Here is a 20,282-nt window from a genome sequence, read left to right as displayed (position 1 = left end):
TATGTGTTGCCCGTCCCCGTAGAAGAACGGATTTTCAACGCATTATCCAAACGATTTCGCCCGCCAAACTATCCCAATGATTTTGCGATGCAATGCGTAATTTGGACTAATTAAGCCCGTTTTGTCACGTCAGCGTGAATGCTAACAGTTCAAACGATTTGATCTTTTATGCGTGCAAGGGACTCTTCACGCCCGAGCACAAACAGTACGTCGAATACACCCGGAGATGTAGCGCGACCTGTAAGAGCGGCGCGCAATGGTTGTGCTACCTTCCCAAGCTTCAAGCCTGTGGCTTCTGCATGGGCGCGAACCGCGGCATCAAGCGCTTCCACAGTCCATTCGCTGACTGATTCCAGATGTGGAAGGGCTGCCTTCAGCACCGCACGACCTTCGTCATTGAGCAGTGATGCTGCCTTTTCATCGAATGCAAGCGGGCGCTTCGCGAAGATGAACTTAGCACCGTCTGCGAGTTCAACGAGCGTCTTCGCACGATCTTTAAGGCCCGGCATTGCGGTGAGAAGCTGAGCGCGCCCCTTGTCGTCGAGAGAGGCTTCCAGTTCTTTGCCGCCTTCGATTTCCGGCAATACGGCGATCAGAGCATCGAACAGTGCCTTATCGTCGCTACTGCGCATATAAAGACCGTTGATGGCTTCCAGCTTCTGGAAGTCAAAACGTGCAGCACCCTTGTTGATATCCCTGACGTCAAACCACTCGATCATCTGTTCGGTCGACATGATTTCGTCGTCGCCATGGCTCCAGCCAAGACGAACCAGATAGTTGCGCAGAGCTTCCGGCAGATAACCCATCGCGCGATAGGCATCGACGCCAAGTGCGCCGTGGCGCTTGGAGAGCTTCGCACCATCCGCACCGTGAATGAGTGGAATATGCGACATCTGGGGGACGTCCCAGCCCATCGCATCGTAAATCACGGTCTGACGCGCGGCGTTGGTCAGATGATCATCACCACGGATAATGTGGGTGACGCCCATATCATGATCGTCCACGACGACGGCGTGCATATAGGTTGGCGTACCGTCGGAGCGAAGGATGATGAAATCATCCAGATCTTTGTTCGGGAAGCGAACATCACCCTGAACAGCATCGCGAACAAGGGTTTCGCCTTCCCGCGGCGCCTTGATTCGGATAACAGGCTTTACACCTTCGGGTGCTTCGGACGGGGCACGGTCCCGCCAGCGGCCGTCATAACGTGGTGGGCGGCCTTCGGCACGAGCCTTTTCGCGCATCTCTTCGAGTTCGGCTGGCGTAGCATAGCAATAATAAGCTTTGCCCTTGGCGACCAGCTCTTCTGCTACTTCGCGATGGCGTGGTGCGCGTTCGAACTGGGAGATGGCATCGCCGTCCCAATCAAGACCAAGCCATGTCAGACCATCGAGAATAGCCGCCGTTGCCGCATCCGTGGAGCGCTCGCGGTCTGTATCTTCGATGCGCAGCAGCATCTTGCCGCCGCTATGCTTGGCATAAAGCCAATTGAACAGGGCGGTCCGGGCTCCGCCAATATGTAGGAAACCCGTGGGCGAAGGGGCAAAACGGGTTACGACCGGTTTCGACATGACAGCTCCACTATAACAGGCCTCGTTGGGTTGCAGCGGATGCGCAGTGCGAGGCGGAATTTTGAATATGTAGCGCCCGTTCGTTCTCAGACTACAGGCGGTGAGGATTCTCGATGCGGGAACCCTCTCGATTTTGGCTGGCGTTCATGTACCATAGGCAGCACAGCGCGCAAGGGCTTGAAGTTTCTTTCGCGCTAATCCGGTATTCTTCTTTAGATTAGCGGGGGACACTTTTGCAGTCAGGCGGGGGCATGACGGGCACAAGGGAAACGCAGGAGATCAATGAACGGGCGTTTGTCAAAGACATGCCCGGCGGTCTTGCACGTTCCTTATTACCCGAACAATGGCTGCCTTATAAACCAACTGAAGACCCACCGCCAGTACTGCCCAAAAGGCAACGAACACCAGCCGAGCGGTTGAAGGAACTGGCTTTCGTTGTCCGGCAGAGTTTTGCCGCAGCGATGACGCGGGAAATCGGCAGAGGAATGTTTTTCCTGCTGTTTCCTATCTTCATGGGTATCGGGGCGATTATCTATTTCACGGTGTCGTTCGAGCCTGCCTGGTTGCCACTTGCTTCGGTTCTCACTGTGTCTGTCCTTGTTCGTCTTCTGTCTCGCGGGCATTTCTTGCTGTCACAGCTATTGACGCTCATGATAGCACTCCAGCTCGGAATGGTTGCCGGAAAGATTGAAACGGAGCGACGTGGAACCCGGATGCTCGGCTCTGAAGTGGCAACCCGGGTCACGGGTCGGGTTGTTGCTCTCGAGTATCGGGACAATGGTAGCTGGCGCGTCACGCTTGATCTTCTTGAAACGCAGAGACCCAGGCTTCGTTTTGCACCGCAACGCATCCGGATTACGGCGCGTGATATCCCGGCCCAAACGACAATCGGGAGTGGGTTGAACGGCTTTGCACGTCTGCGCGTGGCGTCAGGCCCGGTACGACCGGGAAACTACGATTTTGGTTTTCATGCTTATTTCGGTGGTATCGGCGCAAATGGCTTTTTTCTGGGGACGCCGAAGATTGTAGATGTGCCCGGGCCAAGCGACATAGCTGCAAAAATTGCAGGCTCTATTGCTCAGTTGCGCGTGCATGTTTCCGAGAGGATTGCAGAGGTGCTGTCCGGTGAAGACGGCAGTGTTGCGGCAGCGCTGATCGCGGGCGAGCGAGCAGGGATCAGCGAAGAAACCAATGAACATCTGCGCAAAGCCGGGCTCGCGCATATCCTGTCGATTTCAGGCCTGCATATGGTGTTGGCGGCCGGGGTGGTCATGATGTCGTTGCGGTCGTTGTTCGCCCTGTTTCCGGCATTTAGTGCGCGATATTCGGTAAAGAAATATGCAGCTTTTCTGTCGTTGCTCAGTTGTACATTCTATCTTGCTATGTCTGGGGCCGATGTGGCGGCACAGCGTAGCTATGTGATGATTGCAGTTATGCTCTTTGCGCTTCTGGCAGACCGAGCGGCGATCAGCATGCGCAATCTGGCGATTTCCGCAATTGCGATGATCGCCCTCTCGCCCCATGAGATATTGGGCCCGAGCTTTCAGATGTCGTTCTCGGCAACAGCGGGGCTGATCGCGGCTTTCGCCTGGTGGAGTGACCGGAAAGCCCGCAAATTGTCTGGAATGGAAAACCGTCGGCTATCGGCGCAAGGACATTTGTCAAAACTTTTCGCTCCAGCAATAGCCACGGCTGCGACGTCCATTGTAGCAGGCGTGGCCAGCGGGATTTTTGCGGCTTACCATTTTAATAATACAGCCCCTTTGGGCCTTGTCGGTAATGTGCTGGCCTTGCCTGTTATTTCGATACTGGTGATGCCATTCGCAGTTTTGAGTCTGTTGTTGATGCCGCTGCAACTTGATTGGCTGCCATTGCAGGTCATGGGATTTGGCGTTTTGCTCGTGCGACATATTGCGGAGTTTGTTGCCAACCTTTCACCTGACGGTAATCCCGGAATCATGCCGGTCACGACGCTCATCTTCTGGACGATAGCACTCGTAATTGCGGTTACGTTCACAACGCGACTGCGGTTACTGGCGCTTCCATTTGTTGTGTTGGGTCTGATCGTTTTCATACGAACGCCGATGCCTGATATTCTTATCAGCGAAGATGCAAAGTTTGTGGCGGTGCGATTATCGGATGGGAATTTCGCGATTAACCGCAACAGGCCACCACAATTCACAGCGCAGAATTGGCAGACAGCCTATCTGGTTGAAGCCTTTGTTCCCCCGCACATAATGAAGAAACAATCGGTTGTTACTGATGAGCGCGCCTTTCTCTGCGAAGATGGGCTTTGTACCATTCCTCTCAGGGATGGTCGAATGCTGGCCTATACTGCGCGGGAAGATATGCTCGAGATTGCCTGTAATGTAGGCGATATTGTTGTTCTTGCTATTGCCGGAAAAAAACTAAGCTGTGAGCGGTCAGGCTCGCTCGTCGTTGACAGGCAGGAACTGGCCCTAAAAGGAACTCTTGAAATAAGATTAGGGCAAAAACTAAACGCAGAAAAATTGGCTCAGACAAAGTTTCCGGAACGAGAGCCGGTCAGCGAGCACGAGACTTATCGCTTCGCACCTGCAATGCCTCGCAATATTGGCGATTACGCGGACAAACTGAACTTTTCTATCGATGCGCCGACACGACCCTGGCACCTCTACCGCCTGTATTCGCGAGCAGCACGCGGTCTGCCTGACCGTGAGTATCGGAAGAAAGCCGGAGCAGAAAACGCACCCGGCTCTGATCTTCCCCAATGATTTAGAGCGCGTTTCGATCTGATTGGATCAGATCGGCGCTCTAAATATTTGTTTTAACGTGCATCTTTGTCCGAAAACCGTTTCACACTTTTCGGGATGCGATCTAATAGCGCCGGATCAAACCGATCAGTTTGCCCTGAACACGAACACGGTCAGGACCGAATATCCGCGTCTCATAGGCAGGGTTTGCAGCTTCGAGCGCAATTGAAGCGCCTTTGCGGCGGAAACGTTTCAGCGTCGCTTCTTCGTCATCCACCAGAGCAACGATGATTTCGCCCGGATTGGCTGTGTCGCCGCGTTTGATGATGACGGTGTCGCCATCGAAAATTCCGGCTTCGATCATCGAGTCGCCTTTGACCTCAAGCGCGTAATGTTCGCCTGCACCAATCATTTCTGGCGGCAAACTGAGCGAATGGGTTTGATTCTGGATTGCCGAGATCGGTACACCAGCAGCGATACGCCCCATCACAGGGATAGACACTGTGGTCAATACGTCGTCATTCGCAGTTGTTGGAGCAGGGCGCATTGGTGTGGGGGCAGGGGGCGCCTTGCCGAGACTGCCTTCGATAACACTTGGTGCAAATTTCTTTTGCGAGTTCAGCCCGGGAGCAATGGAATCCGGCAAACGGAGCACTTCCAGTGCACGCGCGCGATTTGGAAGCCTGCGGATAAAACCGCGTTCCTCCAGCGCTGTGATGAGCCGATGAATGCCCGATTTCGAGGCTAAATCGAGAGCCTCTTTCATCTCGTCGAAAGACGGAGGAATGCCCGTCTCTTTTAGACGTTCATGAATGAACAGCAGAAGCTCGTGCTGTTTACGGGTCAACATGCGCTACACCCTCCGGACCAGAATCAAATAAAAACAAAACCAGAACGAACACTATATGTTCCAGTCTTGTTCTGCAATGGTTTTAAAATGATTAACGGCGTGGTGGAATCGGATGTGTTCGTTACAGCATCAATATTGTGCAGGCGTCACCAGCCGCTGCGGCGGGCACATTCTCCTCTCTGATCAGCAGCGCGTTGGAACCAACGAGAGCCGAAAGCATCGACGAATCCTGGATGGGAAAAGGTGTTGCTATCAATGTTCCATCAGAATCCTGCTCGACTGTTGCCCGAACAAAATCGCGCCGGTGATCATTCGCATTCATTGCCTGACCAAGCTTTGCGGGACGAATATCTGCGGTCAGATCCGTGCCGGATAGCTTGGCTACCAACGGACGTAAAAATACGAGACTGCAAACGAGGCTGGAAACCGGGTTCCCCGGCAGACCGATGATGTGGACAGTTTTGCCTGAAACGCTCTTACGGCCATACATCAGCGGTTTGCCGGGACGCATGGCGATTTTCCAGAAATCGAGGTCGACACCGCAGTTTTTCAACGCGCCATGCACGTAATCACGATCACCAACGGACGCGCCGCCGATAGTAACGAGAATATCGACGTCATCGTCGAGCACCCGGCTTATCGCTGATTCGATCTTCGCCGGATCGTCAACGATAATGCCCATATCTTCGGGCTTGCCACCTGCGCGGCGCACGATCTCTGCTATTCCCACACTGTTGGAGGCCACAATCTGATCGGGACCGGGGAGTGCTCCGGGCGGGACGAGTTCATCGCCAGTGGCGAGAATGGCAATTCGGGGCTGCTTGAAAACGGAAATCGTTGCATTGCCGCTGGCAGCGGCAAGAGATAGTGCCGGGGCGTCGAGTTCCCGCCCAACTGGAAGAACGGTGTCGCCGGGTGCAAAGTCGAGACCCGCGCGGCGGATGTGACGGCCTTTATCAAGCCCATGTTGGACCGTCAGTTTGTCACCAGAACGTTCGGTGTCTTCCTGAATGACGATGCAGTCAGCGCCGACCGGCATGGGTGCGCCGGTGAAGATGCGGATAGCTTCACCCTCATTGAGTTGTCCATCAAATCGCTTACCCGCTGCCGATTCGCCGGTCACTGTAAGCTCAATGGGATATTCGATGTTCTGAGGCGCAATGAGCGCATAACCGTCCATGGCGGAACAATCGAATGGTGGCTGGCGCAGTTTTGCTGTGACCTGCTTGGCAACAACACGACCGCCTGCGGAAGCAAGTGCAACCTGCTCAAAACCATGTGGCTCAGCGGTGCTCAGGATGCGGGCAAGTGCTTCATCGACCGGGAGAAGGGACATATGGTTTCCTCTCGTCTGAAAGATTAGGCTTTCCAGTCGCCTGACTTGCCGCCACTTTTTGCCGAAACGCGGATGTCGGTGATCTCCATATGGCGATCGACGGCCTTAGCCATGTCATAAATTGTAAGACAGGTGACGGAAACGGCAGTCAGCGCTTCCATTTCCACACCGGTACGGCCTTTAAGCTTTGCCGTGGCACGAACACGCAAACCGGGAAGTGTCTGATCAGGCTCAATATCAACCGACACTTTGGTCAGCATCAGCGGGTGGCAAAGCGGGATAAGATCAGCCGTTTTCTTTGCAGCCATGATGCCAGCGAGGCGCGCGGCACCGATAACGTCACCCTTGGCTGCATTGCCTTCCAGAATGAGCGCCAGCGTTTCTGGCTTCATCCTGACAGCACCTTCAGCCGTGGCCTGACGCTCGGTTTCAGCCTTGTCGCCGACATCGACCATGTGGGCAGCGCCGGTCTGGTCGATATGGGTGAGCTTGGCTGCCATATCTCAGGCCTTGCCGGTCAGAAGTTCGCGGGTTGCGGACGCAACGTCTTCCTTGCGCATCAGGCTTTCGCCGATGAGGAATGTGCCGATATTCGACTTTTCGAGACGCAGGCAATCATCATGGGTGAAGATGCCGCTTTCGCCAACCAGCAGACGATCCGAAGGCACCATCTTTGCGAGCCGTTCGGAAACCGCAAGGTCGACTTCAAATGTGCGCAGGTTGCGATTGTTGACGCCGACGAGACGCGACGAAAGCTTGAGTGCGCGTTCCGTTTCCTCTTCATCATGGACTTCAATCAATGCATCCATGCCGAGCTCGAAAGCGGTTTCTTCAAGCGCCTTGGCGAGATCGTCATCAACACTTGCAAGAATGATAAGAATGCAGTCTGCACCCCAACTGCGCGCTTCATAGACCTGATAGGTATCGAACAGGAAATCCTTGCGTAGCGCGGGCAATGAGCATGCATTGCGTGCAGCTGTCAGGAACTCTGGTGCACCCTGAAAAGATGGCGTATCGGTCAGTACGGAAAGGCAGGCGGCACCGCCATCTTCATAGGCCTTGGCCAATGCGGGTGGATCGAAATCCGGGCGAATGAGGCCCTTCGATGGACTTGCCTTTTTAATCTCGGCGATAAGCGCAAACTTGTTGGCAGCGCGCTTGGCTTCCAGTGCTTTGAGGAAACCGCGCGTCGCAGGCTGATCCTTGGCCTGTGCCTTTACTTCTTCCAGTGGAAGGCGAGCCTGGGCAGCAGCGATCTCTTCGCGCTTATAGGCTTCGATTTTCCGCAGAATGTCGGTGGACATGGTTTAATCCTTTCCGTCAGAGCGGCTTATCGTTGGATACGGCGATAACTTTTTGCAGGACTGCAAGTGCTGAACCGCTGTCGATAGATTGTGCCGCGATAGCAATGCCGTCCTTCAAATCCTTTGCCTTACCGGAAATGACGAGTGCCGCGGCAGAATTCAACAAAACGATATCGCGATAGGCGTTTTGATCTCCTTCGAGAACGCCGAGCAGAGCCTTGGCGTTTACTTCGGCTTCGCCACCTTTAAGTTCCGACATATCGACACGGCGCAAGCCGACATCTTCAGGCTCAATCTCGAATGTGCGAATCGTACCGTTTTCAAGCGCTGCGATTTTCGTGGTGCCAGCTGTGGTCATCTCATCGAGACCATCACCATAGACAACCCATGCGGCTTCAGAACCGAGTTCTTTGAGAACCTGCGCCAGAGGCTCTACCCATTCAGCCGAGAACACGCCAACCAGCTGACGCTTGACACTTGCCGGGTTTGACAATGGCCCAAGCAGGTTGAAAATCGTGCGGGTGCCAAGTTCGACACGCGATGGGCCGACATGACGCATCGCCGAATGGTGAGTCGGTGCAAACATAAAGCCAAGACCGGCTTCGTTGATGCTGCGTCCAATCGTGTCGGCATCGGCTTCAATGTTGACACCAAGGGCTGCGAGCGCGTCGGCAGCACCTGAACGCGAGGAGAGGGCGCGATTGCCGTGCTTGGCAACAGGCACGCCTGCACCTGCAACGACGAAAGCCGAACAACTTGATACATTGTAGGAGCCGGACTGATCGCCGCCAGTGCCCACAATGTCGACCGCATCGACAGGCGCTGAAACTGGCAGCATACGCGAACGCATGGATGCAACAGCGCCGGCAATTTCCGGCACTGTTTCACCGCGTACCCGCAGAGCCATCAGGAAGCCGCCAACCTGCGAAGGCGTTGCCTGTCCAGACATCATGATGTCGAAGGCTGCTTTGGAATCCTCGAACGACAATGGATTGCCGGAGGCAGCCTTGGCGATATAGGGTTTTAAGTCAGCCATTATCTTATACCTGTCTAGGATCTGTCGCGGGTCAGAATGCCAATGCGTTGTTGATGACCGTCTGATTGATCCGCACCGGATACTGTTTCTGCAACTCACCTACCAGCTGTTCCAGAACGTCATCCGAAAGCGTCGTCGATAGATAAGTCTGCTGCTGTTCAGGAATTGCTTCCGGACCTGCCGCGGTTGGTTCTGTGACTTCGATAACCTTGAACAGGATCTGAGCATCATCAGACGCAGCGGCAGCCGTACCTGTGTGTTCGTTCGGTCCACGGAAAACCTGTGCGGTCGCGGCAGAGTTGAAATCGGCATCGTTTGTATTGCGGGTGATACCGCGTTTGGTCTGCTTTTCGACACCCGCTGCTGTAGCAATCGCATCAAGCGTTTCGCCACCGTCGAGGCGCTTCTTCAAATCTTCCATACGCTGGTTCAGACGCTTCACGGCTTCTTCACCCTTCCATGCGGCAACGACCTTGTCCTTGACTTCATCAAGCGTGCGGTCGCGGGCAGGGGTGGTGCCATCGATCTGGTACCAAAGATAACCTGTGTTACCCAGCGTAAGCGCATCGTTGTCGAAACCCTGCTCAGCTTGGAATGCAGCCGAGAGAAGCGCTTCCGAGTTAGGCAGCTCAACGGCTTTACCAGCCGGATCGTTGCCCTCAGCGTCAACTGCATCGACAGTGATAGCCTTGAGGCTCAGGCTCTTGGCGACGTCAGCCATGCTGGCACCATCCGAACGCTGCTGTTCGTATGAGTCGTGAAGGCCATTGATGCTGGTGATTGCAATATTGGTTGCAACCGTATCGCGAATTTCGGCTTCAACTTCCGACTGCGCTTTAACATTTGCTGCATTTACCTTCGTGACACGGAGAATAACCGGGCCGAATGCACCCTTCACCACGTCACTTACACCGCCTTCGTTGAGCGCAAATGCTGCTTCAGCGATAGTCGCATCTGGAAGCGCAGACTTCTCGAAGGTTCCCAAAACCAGATCCGCTTCACTCTTGCCCTGTTCCTTGCCAATATCAACAAAGCTCGTACCGGCTGCCATTTTCTGCTGAGCGGCCTGAGCGGCTGCTTCGTCCGCAAAGTTCAGCTGTTCGATGGTGCGCGTTTCAGTAGTGCTGAAGCGGCTTTTGTTCTTTTCGTAATATTCTTTAATTTCATCCTGCGTGACAGCGGCCGGATCGGCAATATCCGATGGCTCAAGCTTCACATAGGTGATTTTGCGGTATTCCGGTGCCTTATACTCGTCCTTGTGCTCATCAAAATAAACCTTGAGAGCATCATCAGAAGGAGCTGGAACAGTGTCGGCTTTTTCAGCCGGAATGGTGACGTAATCCGCGCTGCGGCTTTCACCCTGATAAAGAGCCAGCGCTTTCAGCATTGTATTTGGCATTTTCATGCCGTCGGTTGCTGCTTCGACGATCTGCTGACGACGGGCGACTTTCGCGCGGTTGTCGAGATAATCCTGTGCACGAATGTTTGATTGGCGCAGAACTGCATCAAACTGCGCGCGGCTGAAATTGCCGCTCGCATCCCGGAATGATGGGTCTTCACCAGTGAGACGCGCGATGCCGTCCTTGGAAAGACCAAGCTGCATGTTACGGGCCTGTTCGTCCAGAACGACGCCCGCTGCGAGCTGCGCGAGAACCTGATTTTCAACGCCGAGCTGTTGAGCCTGTTCACGGGTCAGTCGCTGACGGAATTGCTGCGACAGACGCATCAGCTGTTGCTCATAGGCAAAGCGATAATCTGTTGCGCTCACTTCCGAATTGCCGGCGCTGAGCGCTGCATTGCCAGACATGTCGCCCCGGAATGCATCTGCGATACCCCAGACCGCAAAACTCAGAACAAGGAGGCCGAGAAGAAGCTTAGCAACCCAGGATCTGGCGGCATCACGCATACTGTCGAGCATTGGAAACCCTTTAAGAACAAAACATAGCCCGGCTTTCGATAAAGATAAGCCGTGTGAGGGGATAACCTTAAGCTAGGCCCCGATGCAAGTTCTCATTGAGTATAGACCACCAAGAACGTTGCATTGCGTGACGAATACGCTTAGTCAGTGGCAAAATTTGGCGCTGCATGCACGTTATCAGGCGGTTGGCGTCGTTCAAGGCGAGGAGAATGATATGACTCCGGGAATCCGTCCGCTGGTTGCTGGCAACTGGAAAATGAATGGTACGGGAGAATCCCTAACGGAACTGCGCGCGATTACTGCGGGCCTGAGTTCCGATTTGGGTCGCAAGCTGGATGCTGTCATCTGCGTTCCGGCAACTTTGCTGTCGCGTGCGGCTGAAACGCTCGAAGGTGGAACCGTTGCGCTGGGTGGTCAGGATTGCCATCCGAAAGTTTCAGGCGCGCATACAGGTGATGTTTCAGCGCCGATGCTTAAAGAAGCGGGTGCAAGCCATGTCATTCTTGGTCACTCCGAGCGCCGCACAGATCACCGCGAAGACAACGATCTGGTTCGCAGCAAAACCGAAGCGGCATGGGCCGCAGGTCTTGTCGCGATTGTCTGCGTTGGCGAAACGGCTGATGAGCGCAAGGCAGATCGCACACTTGATGTGATCGGCGATCAGCTTGCCGCTTCACTTCCTGAAGGTGTGAAAGCCGAAAATACCATTGTTGCCTATGAACCCGTTTGGGCTATTGGCACAGGCTTGACGCCAACCGTGCAAGACGTTCGTGCTGCTCATGCTTTCATGCGTGAGAAGCTGACCGAGCGCTTCGGTGCCAGTGGCGCGCATTTGCGCCTTCTCTATGGCGGTTCGGTCAAGCCGGCCAATTCCATTGAATTGCTGAGCGTGCCGGATGTCGATGGCGCATTGGTGGGCGGAGCCAGCTTGAAAGCAACGGACTTCCTCGCCATATGCGAAACCTATCGCAATCTGTGATGAGTGTCTGCGTCCTTTAAATCTAGGGCATTTCCTGTTTTTCTTGAATCATTGGAAATGCTCTATCTCTTTGTTTTTTCGCATTATCCGACGCAAAGCCGCTTCGCATTTTTGCTGGAAATGCTCTATATCGGATGCAGGGCTTGGATTATCGCACAATAGCGTGTAAAGAGCCGCTCTATCTATTTGTATCATCGCTGTCCGGGGCGGAAATTTTATGGTTTCTCCCGGTTACGCATTAGTCCAGAGATATAAAGACCGTAACCTATGCAGACCATAGTCATTGTCATTCATTTGTTGATCGTTCTGGCGCTTGTTGGCGTTGTGCTCATCCAGCGTTCCGAAGGCGGCGGCCTTGGTATCGGCGGTGGTTCGGGCTTCATGACGGCACGCGGTGCAGCGAATGCGCTGACCCGCACGACAGCTATTCTCGCGATTGGCTTTTTCGTCACGTCGCTCGCTCTGGGCATCATGGCCCGTTACGGCGAAAAGCCAACGGACATTTTGAACCGTATCCCGGCAGCAGGTAGCACACAGAATCCTCCTGCTGGCGGAACTGGAACCGGTGGTGGCATTCTTAATCAGCTGGGCGGCGAATCTTCGCGTACCAATGAGACGGAGACGCCTGCTTCTGGTTCGGCTCCGGCAACTGCACCAACGCAGCCACAGGTTCCGCAGGTTCCAAGCTCACAGTAAGAGCTTTGTAATTGCAGAAAATTTGAAAGCCGGTTCGAAAGAGCCGGTTTTCTTTTTGTAAACATGAGTTCGCAAAGTGTTGCACACTGGCAATAGGCCCTCCCGAATCGTGAGGAATAGCCATGTGGATAATTGAGTAGTGCGACTGTTTACAGTATGCAGAGCGAAAGCCTGAACGCGATACTGCGACAGGTGTTCTCCGCACTGCTTGGGTTTTCGGGAATAGATCATGTCTTCACGCTTTATTTTGATGGCTGGCATTGCAAGCCTTTGCATTGGACTTACGGGCCCAAGTTTTGCTGCTGGTGCTGAAGCCGAGCTTACTGCTGCGGCAACGGGTGCTCAGCAGGTCGCTATGGCTAATGATGCCAAGGAAAAGCCTGCCAAGAAGAAAAAGAAGAGTGCTTCAAAAGCAGGCGCTGCGAAGAAGGTCAGCCTTAACCGCTACAACATCGACCCGCGCTATCAGGCGCAGTCTGTTGCCTTCACTGGCTACGAAGCAGGGACGATTGTCATCGATCCGGCCAAATATTTCCTTTATCTCGTTGAAAGCTCGACAACAGCCCGCCGTTACGGCATTGCGGTTGGTAAAGTTGGTCTTGAGTTCAAGGGAACTGCAACCGTGAGCGCAAAGCGCGAATGGCCACGCTGGATTCCGACCAAGGAAATGATCGAACGCAATCCTGCTCAGTATGGTCGCTACAAGAACGGCATGGATGGCGGTCCGGGCAATCCGCTTGGTTCGCGCGCCATGTATCTGTTCCAGGGTAATAAGGATACGTATATCCGTATTCACGGTACCACTCAGCCATGGACGATCGGTAGCCCGGCCTCCAACGGTTGCTTCCGTATGACCAATGACGACATCCTGGATCTTTACGACCGCGTTGGCATGGGCGCAAAAGTCGTCGTTCTCTGATTTTTGTAGAAATACCCGAAAGGCCGGGATTTTCCCGGCCTTTTTTCGTGCGCATGTAACAAATAATGCTACATGATGCGAGCAGGACTGAACTTGATGGAAGCATCCGGTTTTCCCATATGGGAGGCTGATCGGGTGTGATTTTGATGGAAAAAACGCTGGTCGCACTTTTTTTAGTGGCGGAATCAGCAAGAAGGGTCTAACGACGTAAGCCCATGGCGCGATATGTATTCATCACAGGCGGCGTGGTTTCTTCCCTTGGAAAAGGCATTGCCGCAGCAGCTCTAGCTGCACTCCTTCAGGCACGTGGTTACCGCGTGCGTATCCGTAAACTCGACCCTTATCTCAATGTCGACCCCGGCACTATGTCGCCTTACCAGCATGGTGAGGTGTTCGTCACTGACGATGGTGCTGAAACAGACCTTGATCTGGGCCATTACGAGCGGTTTACCGGTCGTCCTGCAAATCAGCGGGACAATATCACGACTGGTCGCATTTACCGCAACATCATCGAAAAGGAACGCCGCGGCGATTATCTCGGTGCGACGGTTCAGGTTATTCCACACGTCACGGATGAAATCAAAAACTTCATCCTTGAAGGCAATGACGATTATGATTTCGTTCTGTGCGAAATCGGCGGTACGGTTGGTGATATCGAAGCCATGCCGTTCCTCGAAGCTATTCGTCAGCTCGGCAATGAACTTCCACGCAACAGCGCGGTTTATATCCATCTTACATTGATGCCGTATATTCCTGCGGCAGGCGAACTCAAGACCAAGCCAACACAGCATTCGGTCAAGGAACTGCGTTCGATCGGTATTGCTCCGGATATTCTCCTGGTGCGTGCGGATCGCGAGATTCCGGCTTCTGAACGTCGCAAGCTGTCGCTTTTCTGTAATGTGCGTGAAAGCGCAGTCATTCAGGCGCTCGACGTTTCGACCATTTATGATGTGCCGATTGCTTATCATAAAGAAGGTCTCGACAACGAAGTGCTTGCAGCATTCGGTATCGAACCGGCACCTAAGCCACGTATGGAACGCTGGGAAGGCATTTCCCATCTTCTGCACAATCCGGAAGGCGAAGTTACCATTGCCGTCGTCGGCAAATATACCGAGCTCAAGGATGCTTATAAGTCGCTGATCGAAGCGCTGCAGCATGGTGGCATTGCCAACAAGGTCAAGGTCAATCTCGACTGGATCGAAGCGGAAGTCTTTGAAAGCGAAGACCCGTCGCCATATCTCGAGAAAGTCCACGGCATTCTGGTGCCGGGCGGCTTTGGTGAGCGTGGTGCAGAAGGCAAGATCCTTGCGGCCAAATTCGCACGCGAACACAAGGTCCCTTATTTCGGTATCTGTTTCGGTATGCAGATGGCATGTCTCGAAGCCGCGCGTAATCTCGCCGGTATCGAAAATGCTTCGTCGACCGAGTTTGGTCCGACCAAGGAACCTGTTGTCGGTCTGATGACTGAGTGGCTCAAGGGCAATATGCTCGAAAAGCGCACGAAGTCCGGTGATCTGGGCGGCACGATGCGTCTTGGTGCATATGATTCCACGCTCAAGGCTGGAACGCGTATTGCCGAGATCTATGGTTCGACCGAGATTTCCGAACGTCATCGTCACCGTTATGAAGTGAACGTTGATTATAAGGACCGTCTCGAAGAAAGCGGCTTGGTATTCTCTGGTATGTCGCCTGACGGCGTTCTGCCGGAAACGGTTGAATATGCCGACCATCCCTGGTTCATCGGCGTTCAGTACCATCCGGAACTGAAGTCGCGTCCGTTTGAGCCACACCCACTATTCTCTTCCTTCATCGCGGCTGCGATGGAACAGGGCAGACTGGTTTGATGTATGACAAATGATCTTGCGCGCAAAGCTCGTTCAGTTGACCATCTGGTGCTTCCAGTTTCTCAACTGAGTGAGGCGCGCAAGAGACTTTCCCACCTGGGATTTACAGTGGCGCCGGTCGCACAACACCCGTTCGGCACCGCCAATGTCTGTAGTTTCTTTGCAGATGATACCTATCTCGAAATGTTGGCTGTGGACCGCTCGCCGCTTTATGAAGCCGCCGCACAGCGCAACAACAGCTTTATCCAGCGTGATTTGTCTTACCGCTTTCGCAACGGCGACGACGGTTTTTCCGGAATAGCTTTCAAGACCGACGATTCGCGTGCCGATCATGCGGAATTCAAGTGCCGCGGTATTTCCGGCGGTCGCATGGTCGAGTTTTCGCGCAGTTTCATCTCATCTGAAGGGAAACGTGAGAAAGGCAGTTTTCGTCTGGCTTTTGCAGCGGATTTGCGCGCGCCGGATGCTTTTTTCTTCACCTGTCAGCGTTTGGCTTATCCCAAGACTGACCGTTCGCACCTGATCACGCATGAAAATGGCGTAACAGGCTTGCGCGAGATATTGCTGTGTGAAGAGAAGCCGGAAGATTTCGGCAGCCTGCTTCAAGGTGTCTTTCATGCGCCCGCTCGCAAAGAGGAAGATGGTTCACTGGCAATTTCCGCTAACAATTCCGATATAGCGGTCATGACGCCGACACAGTTTGATCGCTGTTTTGGCTGGTCGCCGGTCCTTCATGGTCGTGGTTTACGTCTTGCAGGTCTGGTCTTCTCGGTTGCTTCGCTTTATGCGGTTGAGCAACTTCTCGTTCGTAACGGAATCGCTTTCACAAAGAGCGAAAGCCGTATTTGCGTCACTCCGGCTCCGGGCCAAGGGACGTTGTTTGTATTTGAAGGTTCCAAGTCATGACGACCGCAAATTCTGCCGTTAAAATCGGCAATGTTACGTTCTCCAACAGTGCACCGCTGGCTCTGATCGCCGGGCCTTGTCAGATGGAAAGCCGTGAACACGCGTTCGAAATGGCTGGCCGACTGGTTGAGATCACCAATAAGCTTGGCATGGGACTTGTTTACAAGTCGAGCTTTGACAAGGCGAACCGCACCTCGCTCAGCGCGCAGCGCGGCATTGGTCTGGAAAAGGCGCTCGAGGTTTTTACCGATCTCAAGAAAGAATTCGGGTTTCCTGTTCTGACCGATATTCACACCGAAGCGCAGTGCGCTGAAGTTGCTGACGTTGTCGATGTTCTGCAGATTCCGGCATTTCTTTGCCGCCAGACTGACCTTCTGGTCGCTGCTGCAAAGACAGGACGTGCGGTCAATGTCAAAAAAGGTCAGTTTCTGGCGCCGTGGGACATGAAGAACGTGCTTGCCAAAATCACCGAGAATGGCAATCCAAATGTGATGGCGACCGAGCGCGGCGCATCCTTTGGTTACAATACGCTTGTTTCGGACATGCGCTCGCTGCCGATCATGGCTGGCTTCGGCTCACCTGTGATTTTTGACGCAACCCATTCGGTGCAGCAGCCCGGCGGGCAGGGTGGTTCTTCCGGCGGTCAGCGCGAGTTCGTTGAAACGCTTGCAAGTGCGGCTGTTGCAGTTGGTGTTGCTGGTGTTTTCATTGAAACGCATCAGGACCCGGACAATGCGCCGTCTGACGGACCAAACATGGTGCAGATCGATAAAATGTCTGCACTTCTCGAAAAATTGATGGCTTTCGACCGGATTGCTAAATCGATTTAAAATTTCATCGGGAATTCACAGGCGGGGGATTTTCCTCCGCCTTTTATTTCTATAATGAAGTCTCACATCGGATTTCTTCAATGTGCCTCGTAACAAAGCGGGGCTATCTACAGGGAAGGACTTGCCCCTATGACTGCAATCATCGACATCGTTGGTCGCGAAATTCTCGACAGCCGCGGTAACCCGACCGTCGAAGTAGACGTCGTACTGGAAGACGGCTCTTTTGGCCGCGCTGCGGTGCCATCAGGCGCCTCGACTGGCGCACATGAAGCCGTTGAGCTTCGTGACGGCGGCAGCCGCTATCTCGGCAAGGGCGTTGAAAAGGCCGTTGAAGCAGTTAATGGCAAGATTTTCGACGCTATCGCTGGTATCGACGCTGAAAGCCAGCTTCTGATCGACCAGACATTGATCGATCTCGATGGTTCGCCAAACAAGGGCAATCTCGGCGCCAATGCAATTCTCGGCGTTTCGCTTGCTGTTGCCAAGGCTGCTGCACAGGCAACAGGCTTGCCGCTTTACCGCTATGTTGGCGGCGTCAATGCGCATGTTTTGCCAGTTCCAATGATGAACATCATCAATGGCGGCGCACATGCCGACAATCCAATCGACTTCCAGGAATTCATGATTCTGCCAGTTGGCGCTTCGTCGATCCGCGAAGCTGTCCGTTATGGTTCGGAAGTATTCCACACGCTCAAGAAGCGTCTCAAGGATGCTGGCCACAACACCAATGTCGGCGATGAAGGCGGCTTTGCTCCAAACCTCAAGAGCGCACAGGCTGCTCTCGATTTCGTACTGGAATCGATTGAACAGGCTGGCTTCAAGCCAGGCGAAGACATTGCAATCGGTCTCGATTGCGCTGCTACCGAATTCTTCAAGGACGGTAACTACGTCTATGAAGGTGAGCGCAAGACCCGCGATCCAAAGGCTCAGGCCAAGTATCTTGCAAAGCTTGCTGCTGATTACCCAATCGTTTCGATTGAAGACGGCATGGCTGAAGACGATTGGGAAGGCTGGAAGTATCTGACAGACCTGATCGGCGACAAGTGCCAGCTGGTTGGTGACGATCTGTTCGTGACGAACTCGGCTCGCTTGCGCGATGGTATCAAGATGGGCGTTGCCAACTCGATCCTCGTCAAGGTTAACCAGATTGGCTCGCTCAGCGAAACGCTGGATGCCGTCGAAACCGCGCACAAGGCTGGTTATACCGCTGTCATGTCGCATCGTTCGGGTGAAACGGAAGATTCGACCATTGCCGATCTCGCAGTTGCAACCAACTGCGGTCAGATCAAGACCGGTTCGCTGGCTCGTTCCGACCGTACGGCTAAGTACAACCAGCTTATCCGCATTGAAGAAGAACTTGGCAAGCAGGCTCGCTATGCAGGCCGCAGTGCTCTGAAGTTCCTCTAAGATCGAATTGATATCTGAATTGAAAAGGCGGGCTTCGGCGCGCCTTTTTCTTTGTGTCTTCGGCGGACATATTTGCTTGGTCTCTGAGGATGGAAACGGAGAGGGAAAGCTATGCCGAACGATGCGCTGGGTTTTTATGCGAATAACGCAGCTACTTATGCAGCCCGCTCCAGCGTTAATCCAAAACTGGAGAGCTTTCTCAAATTCGTGCGGCCCACAGGGCTTATTCTTGAGCTTGGCACAGGGAGCGGCCGGGATGCCAAAGCGATGCTCGAGCAAGGCTTTGACGTCGATCCGACCGATGGTTCAGGAGAACTGGCTGCGGAAGCCTCGGCGCTATTGCAGCGTCCTGTCAGGCAGATGTTATTTCATGAGCTTGAAGCGGTTGAGCGTTATGATGGTATTTACGCATCCGCGTCGCTCCTTCATGCAAGTCGTGCGGACCTACCCGATATTGTGCGGCGTATGCACCGCGCACTCAAAGCGGGTGGCTGGCTCTGGGCGAGTTTTAAGGATGGTCCGGGAGAAGGTTATGACACGCTTGGACGATACTATAATTATATGAGCGCCGATGAGATCGCTCGCATCTGGAATGACAATGCAGCATGGAATGCTGTGTCACTGGAGAGCTGGCAGGGCAGTGGCTACGATCAGAAGCCGACTTTGTGGCATTTGGTAATGTCGCAGCGCTGAGTTTTCTCGCAACCATTTCAGACTAGTTACGCCGACCGTATATCTGATATTGGTCTGCTATTCCCATTGTCGTCTTTCTCTCGCTTTAAATCAAATTTGACAAATCAAATTACATTGATATCAATATAAGTGCAGTTGCCCGTTTTATTTGGTGTCCTATTTCAGGGGAATGCCAAGCGAGGGTAGACGCATCTAATCAGGAATGGGTGGGCCAAAATGGGAGAGAGAAATGGCTTACATTGAAGGATTTGTCGTCGCAGTGCCTAAGGCGAACAAGGATACTTACCAGAAACATGCCGCCAAGGCGTCGGCCTTGTTCAAGGAATTCGGCGTGACGCGTATGGTTGAAGCCTGGGGTGATGACGTGCCTGATGGTAAAGTTACCGATTTTCGTCGTGCAGTGCAGGCAAAAGATGATGAAGAGGTGGTCTTCTCATGGTTCGAATACCCGGACAAAGCCACGCGCGACGCTGCCAACGAAAAAATGATGAGTGATCCGCGCATGAAAGAAATGGGCGACACCATGCCATTTGACGGCAAGCGCATGATCATGGGTGGCTTTTCAATCATTGTTGATGTGTGATTTGCACAGGATTTCTTGGTCATATGGCGGCTTCGGCCGCCATTTTCTATTCAGGCAACGGGAGTGTGATTGCAAAAAAAACTGCTTCTGAATGCTCTGTCATCACTCTGCGGTAAAGCTCTGTTAAGCAAAATAATGCTTCATGGTGGAAATCGGATTGACTCTGTCAGAGCGCGTTCGATCTGATTCTAACAGATCGGCATTCTGACTGTCTTTATTATCGCGCATCCTGTTCCGAAAATCGGTTCCCACTTTTTGGGGTGCGCTTTAATTCAGAATCAAAGCCGCTCTGACTATCCGGGAAGGAAGCCGAAATGTGGACCAAGCAGAAACGTAAATCGATCCGCGGCCGTTTTGTGCTGCCTATTTTGACGGCTGCGTTTCTGAGCTATTTTGGTTTTCACGCCTATCATGGCGAGTTTGGTCTTTATTCCCGTATTCAGCTTGAAGAACAGAAAAGCCTGCTTACCCAGCAGCTTGAGAAAGTGACTGCCGACAGGGCAGCACTTGAGAAGCGCGTTACGCTCTTGCGTGACGGGTCGATCGAAAAGGATATGCTTGACGAGCAAGCGCGCAGAGCGCTTAATCTCTCTCATCCCGATGAAATGACGATAATCATTTCGAGAGAAGACAAGTCGAATTAACTCAAATCCAGTTAATTGTCTTTTTGTGGTATGT

Annotated in this window: 18 protein-coding genes; 11 read left to right on the top strand and 7 right to left on the bottom strand. The window is 53.4% G+C overall.

The annotated features are described in order from the left end of the window. Positions 1-149: 149 nt before the first annotated feature. Positions 150-1,571: a glutamate--tRNA ligase gene (gene gltX / locus CEV33_RS06645; RefSeq protein WP_094539685.1), complete on the bottom strand. Its 1,422-nt coding sequence runs from the start codon at positions 1,569-1,571 to the stop codon at positions 150-152. A gap of 251 nt (positions 1,572-1,822) precedes the next feature. Here gltX and CEV33_RS06640 point away from each other — a divergent pair, with 251 nt between their 5' ends. Next, positions 1,823-4,324 (top strand): ComEC/Rec2 family competence protein, encoded by a 2,502-nt coding sequence (locus CEV33_RS06640; RefSeq protein WP_094539684.1) that lies wholly within the window; start codon positions 1,823-1,825, stop codon positions 4,322-4,324. A 103-nt stretch (positions 4,325-4,427) separates the two neighbouring features. Here CEV33_RS06640 and lexA read toward each other — a convergent pair whose 3' ends face one another. The 6 genes from lexA to CEV33_RS06610 all read right to left on the bottom strand — a co-directional run bounded on the left by lexA (position 4,428) and on the right by CEV33_RS06610 (position 10,747). Then, on the bottom strand, positions 4,428-5,153 hold the full coding sequence (gene lexA, locus CEV33_RS06635; RefSeq protein WP_094539683.1) for a transcriptional repressor LexA: 726 nt from the start codon (positions 5,151-5,153) through the stop codon (positions 4,428-4,430). A 121-nt stretch (positions 5,154-5,274) separates the two neighbouring features. Then, entirely contained in the window at positions 5,275-6,489 is a 1,215-nt protein-coding gene (locus CEV33_RS06630) for a molybdopterin molybdotransferase MoeA (protein WP_094539682.1), read from the bottom strand. Positions 6,490-6,512: 23 nt separating this feature from the next. Next, on the bottom strand, positions 6,513-6,989 hold the full coding sequence (moaC, locus tag CEV33_RS06625; protein WP_094539681.1) for a cyclic pyranopterin monophosphate synthase MoaC: 477 nt from the start codon (positions 6,987-6,989) through the stop codon (positions 6,513-6,515). 3 nt (positions 6,990-6,992) lie between these two features. Further along, positions 6,993-7,793 (bottom strand): indole-3-glycerol phosphate synthase TrpC, encoded by an 801-nt coding sequence (trpC, locus tag CEV33_RS06620; RefSeq protein ID WP_094539680.1) that lies wholly within the window; start codon positions 7,791-7,793, stop codon positions 6,993-6,995. A gap of 16 nt (positions 7,794-7,809) precedes the next feature. Next, a complete protein-coding gene (gene trpD, locus CEV33_RS06615; RefSeq protein WP_094539679.1) occupies positions 7,810-8,829 on the bottom strand; it encodes an anthranilate phosphoribosyltransferase in 1,020 nt (339 codons plus the stop codon). Between the two features lie 31 nt (positions 8,830-8,860). Beyond that, positions 8,861-10,747: a peptidyl-prolyl cis-trans isomerase gene (locus CEV33_RS06610; RefSeq protein ID WP_094539678.1), complete on the bottom strand. Its 1,887-nt coding sequence runs from the start codon at positions 10,745-10,747 to the stop codon at positions 8,861-8,863. A gap of 214 nt (positions 10,748-10,961) precedes the next feature. Here CEV33_RS06610 and tpiA point away from each other — a divergent pair, with 214 nt between their 5' ends. The 10 genes from tpiA (at position 10,962) to CEV33_RS06560 (ending at position 20,248) form a co-directional block, all read left to right on the top strand. Beyond that, positions 10,962-11,726: a triose-phosphate isomerase gene (gene tpiA, locus CEV33_RS06605; protein WP_094539704.1), complete on the top strand. Its 765-nt coding sequence runs from the start codon at positions 10,962-10,964 to the stop codon at positions 11,724-11,726. A 267-nt stretch (positions 11,727-11,993) separates the two neighbouring features. Further along, positions 11,994-12,422 carry a preprotein translocase subunit SecG gene (gene secG, locus CEV33_RS06600; RefSeq protein WP_094539677.1) on the top strand — a complete coding sequence of 143 codons (429 nt, stop codon included), beginning with the start codon at positions 11,994-11,996 and terminating at the stop codon, positions 12,420-12,422. 229 nt (positions 12,423-12,651) lie between these two features. Then, on the top strand, positions 12,652-13,341 hold the full coding sequence (locus CEV33_RS06595) for a L,D-transpeptidase (protein WP_094539676.1): 690 nt from the start codon (positions 12,652-12,654) through the stop codon (positions 13,339-13,341). 215 nt (positions 13,342-13,556) lie between these two features. Next, positions 13,557-15,185 (top strand): CTP synthase, encoded by a 1,629-nt coding sequence (locus CEV33_RS06590; RefSeq protein ID WP_094539675.1) that lies wholly within the window; start codon positions 13,557-13,559, stop codon positions 15,183-15,185. 3 nt (positions 15,186-15,188) lie between these two features. Then, entirely contained in the window at positions 15,189-16,091 is a 903-nt protein-coding gene (locus CEV33_RS06585) for a VOC family protein (protein ID WP_094539674.1), read from the top strand. Further along, the gene (kdsA, locus tag CEV33_RS06580; protein ID WP_094539673.1) at positions 16,088-16,921 is read left to right on the top strand and encodes a 3-deoxy-8-phosphooctulonate synthase; all 834 of its coding nucleotides are present in this window, start codon (positions 16,088-16,090) and stop codon (positions 16,919-16,921) included. Before CEV33_RS06585 ends, kdsA begins: the two co-directional genes overlap by 4 nt. Positions 16,922-17,050: 129 nt before the next feature. Next, a complete protein-coding gene (eno, locus tag CEV33_RS06575) occupies positions 17,051-18,328 on the top strand; it encodes a phosphopyruvate hydratase (protein WP_094539672.1) in 1,278 nt (425 codons plus the stop codon). 111 nt (positions 18,329-18,439) lie between these two features. Continuing rightward, positions 18,440-19,021, top strand: a complete 582-nt coding sequence (locus CEV33_RS06570; RefSeq protein ID WP_094539671.1) for a class I SAM-dependent methyltransferase — start codon at positions 18,440-18,442, stop codon at positions 19,019-19,021. Positions 19,022-19,250: 229 nt separating this feature from the next. Then, complete coding sequence (locus CEV33_RS06565; protein WP_094539670.1) at positions 19,251-19,604, top strand: DUF1428 domain-containing protein; 354 nt, start codon at positions 19,251-19,253, stop codon at positions 19,602-19,604. A 314-nt stretch (positions 19,605-19,918) separates the two neighbouring features. Then, positions 19,919-20,248: an FtsB family cell division protein gene (locus CEV33_RS06560; protein WP_094539669.1), complete on the top strand. Its 330-nt coding sequence runs from the start codon at positions 19,919-19,921 to the stop codon at positions 20,246-20,248. Positions 20,249-20,282 lie beyond the last annotated feature (34 nt).

The sequence above is a fragment of the Brucella grignonensis genome, from assembly GCF_002252505.1.
Classification (GTDB): Bacteria; Pseudomonadota; Alphaproteobacteria; order Rhizobiales; family Rhizobiaceae; genus Brucella; species Brucella grignonensis.
This window is presented reverse-complemented; position numbering and strand designations above follow the sequence as displayed.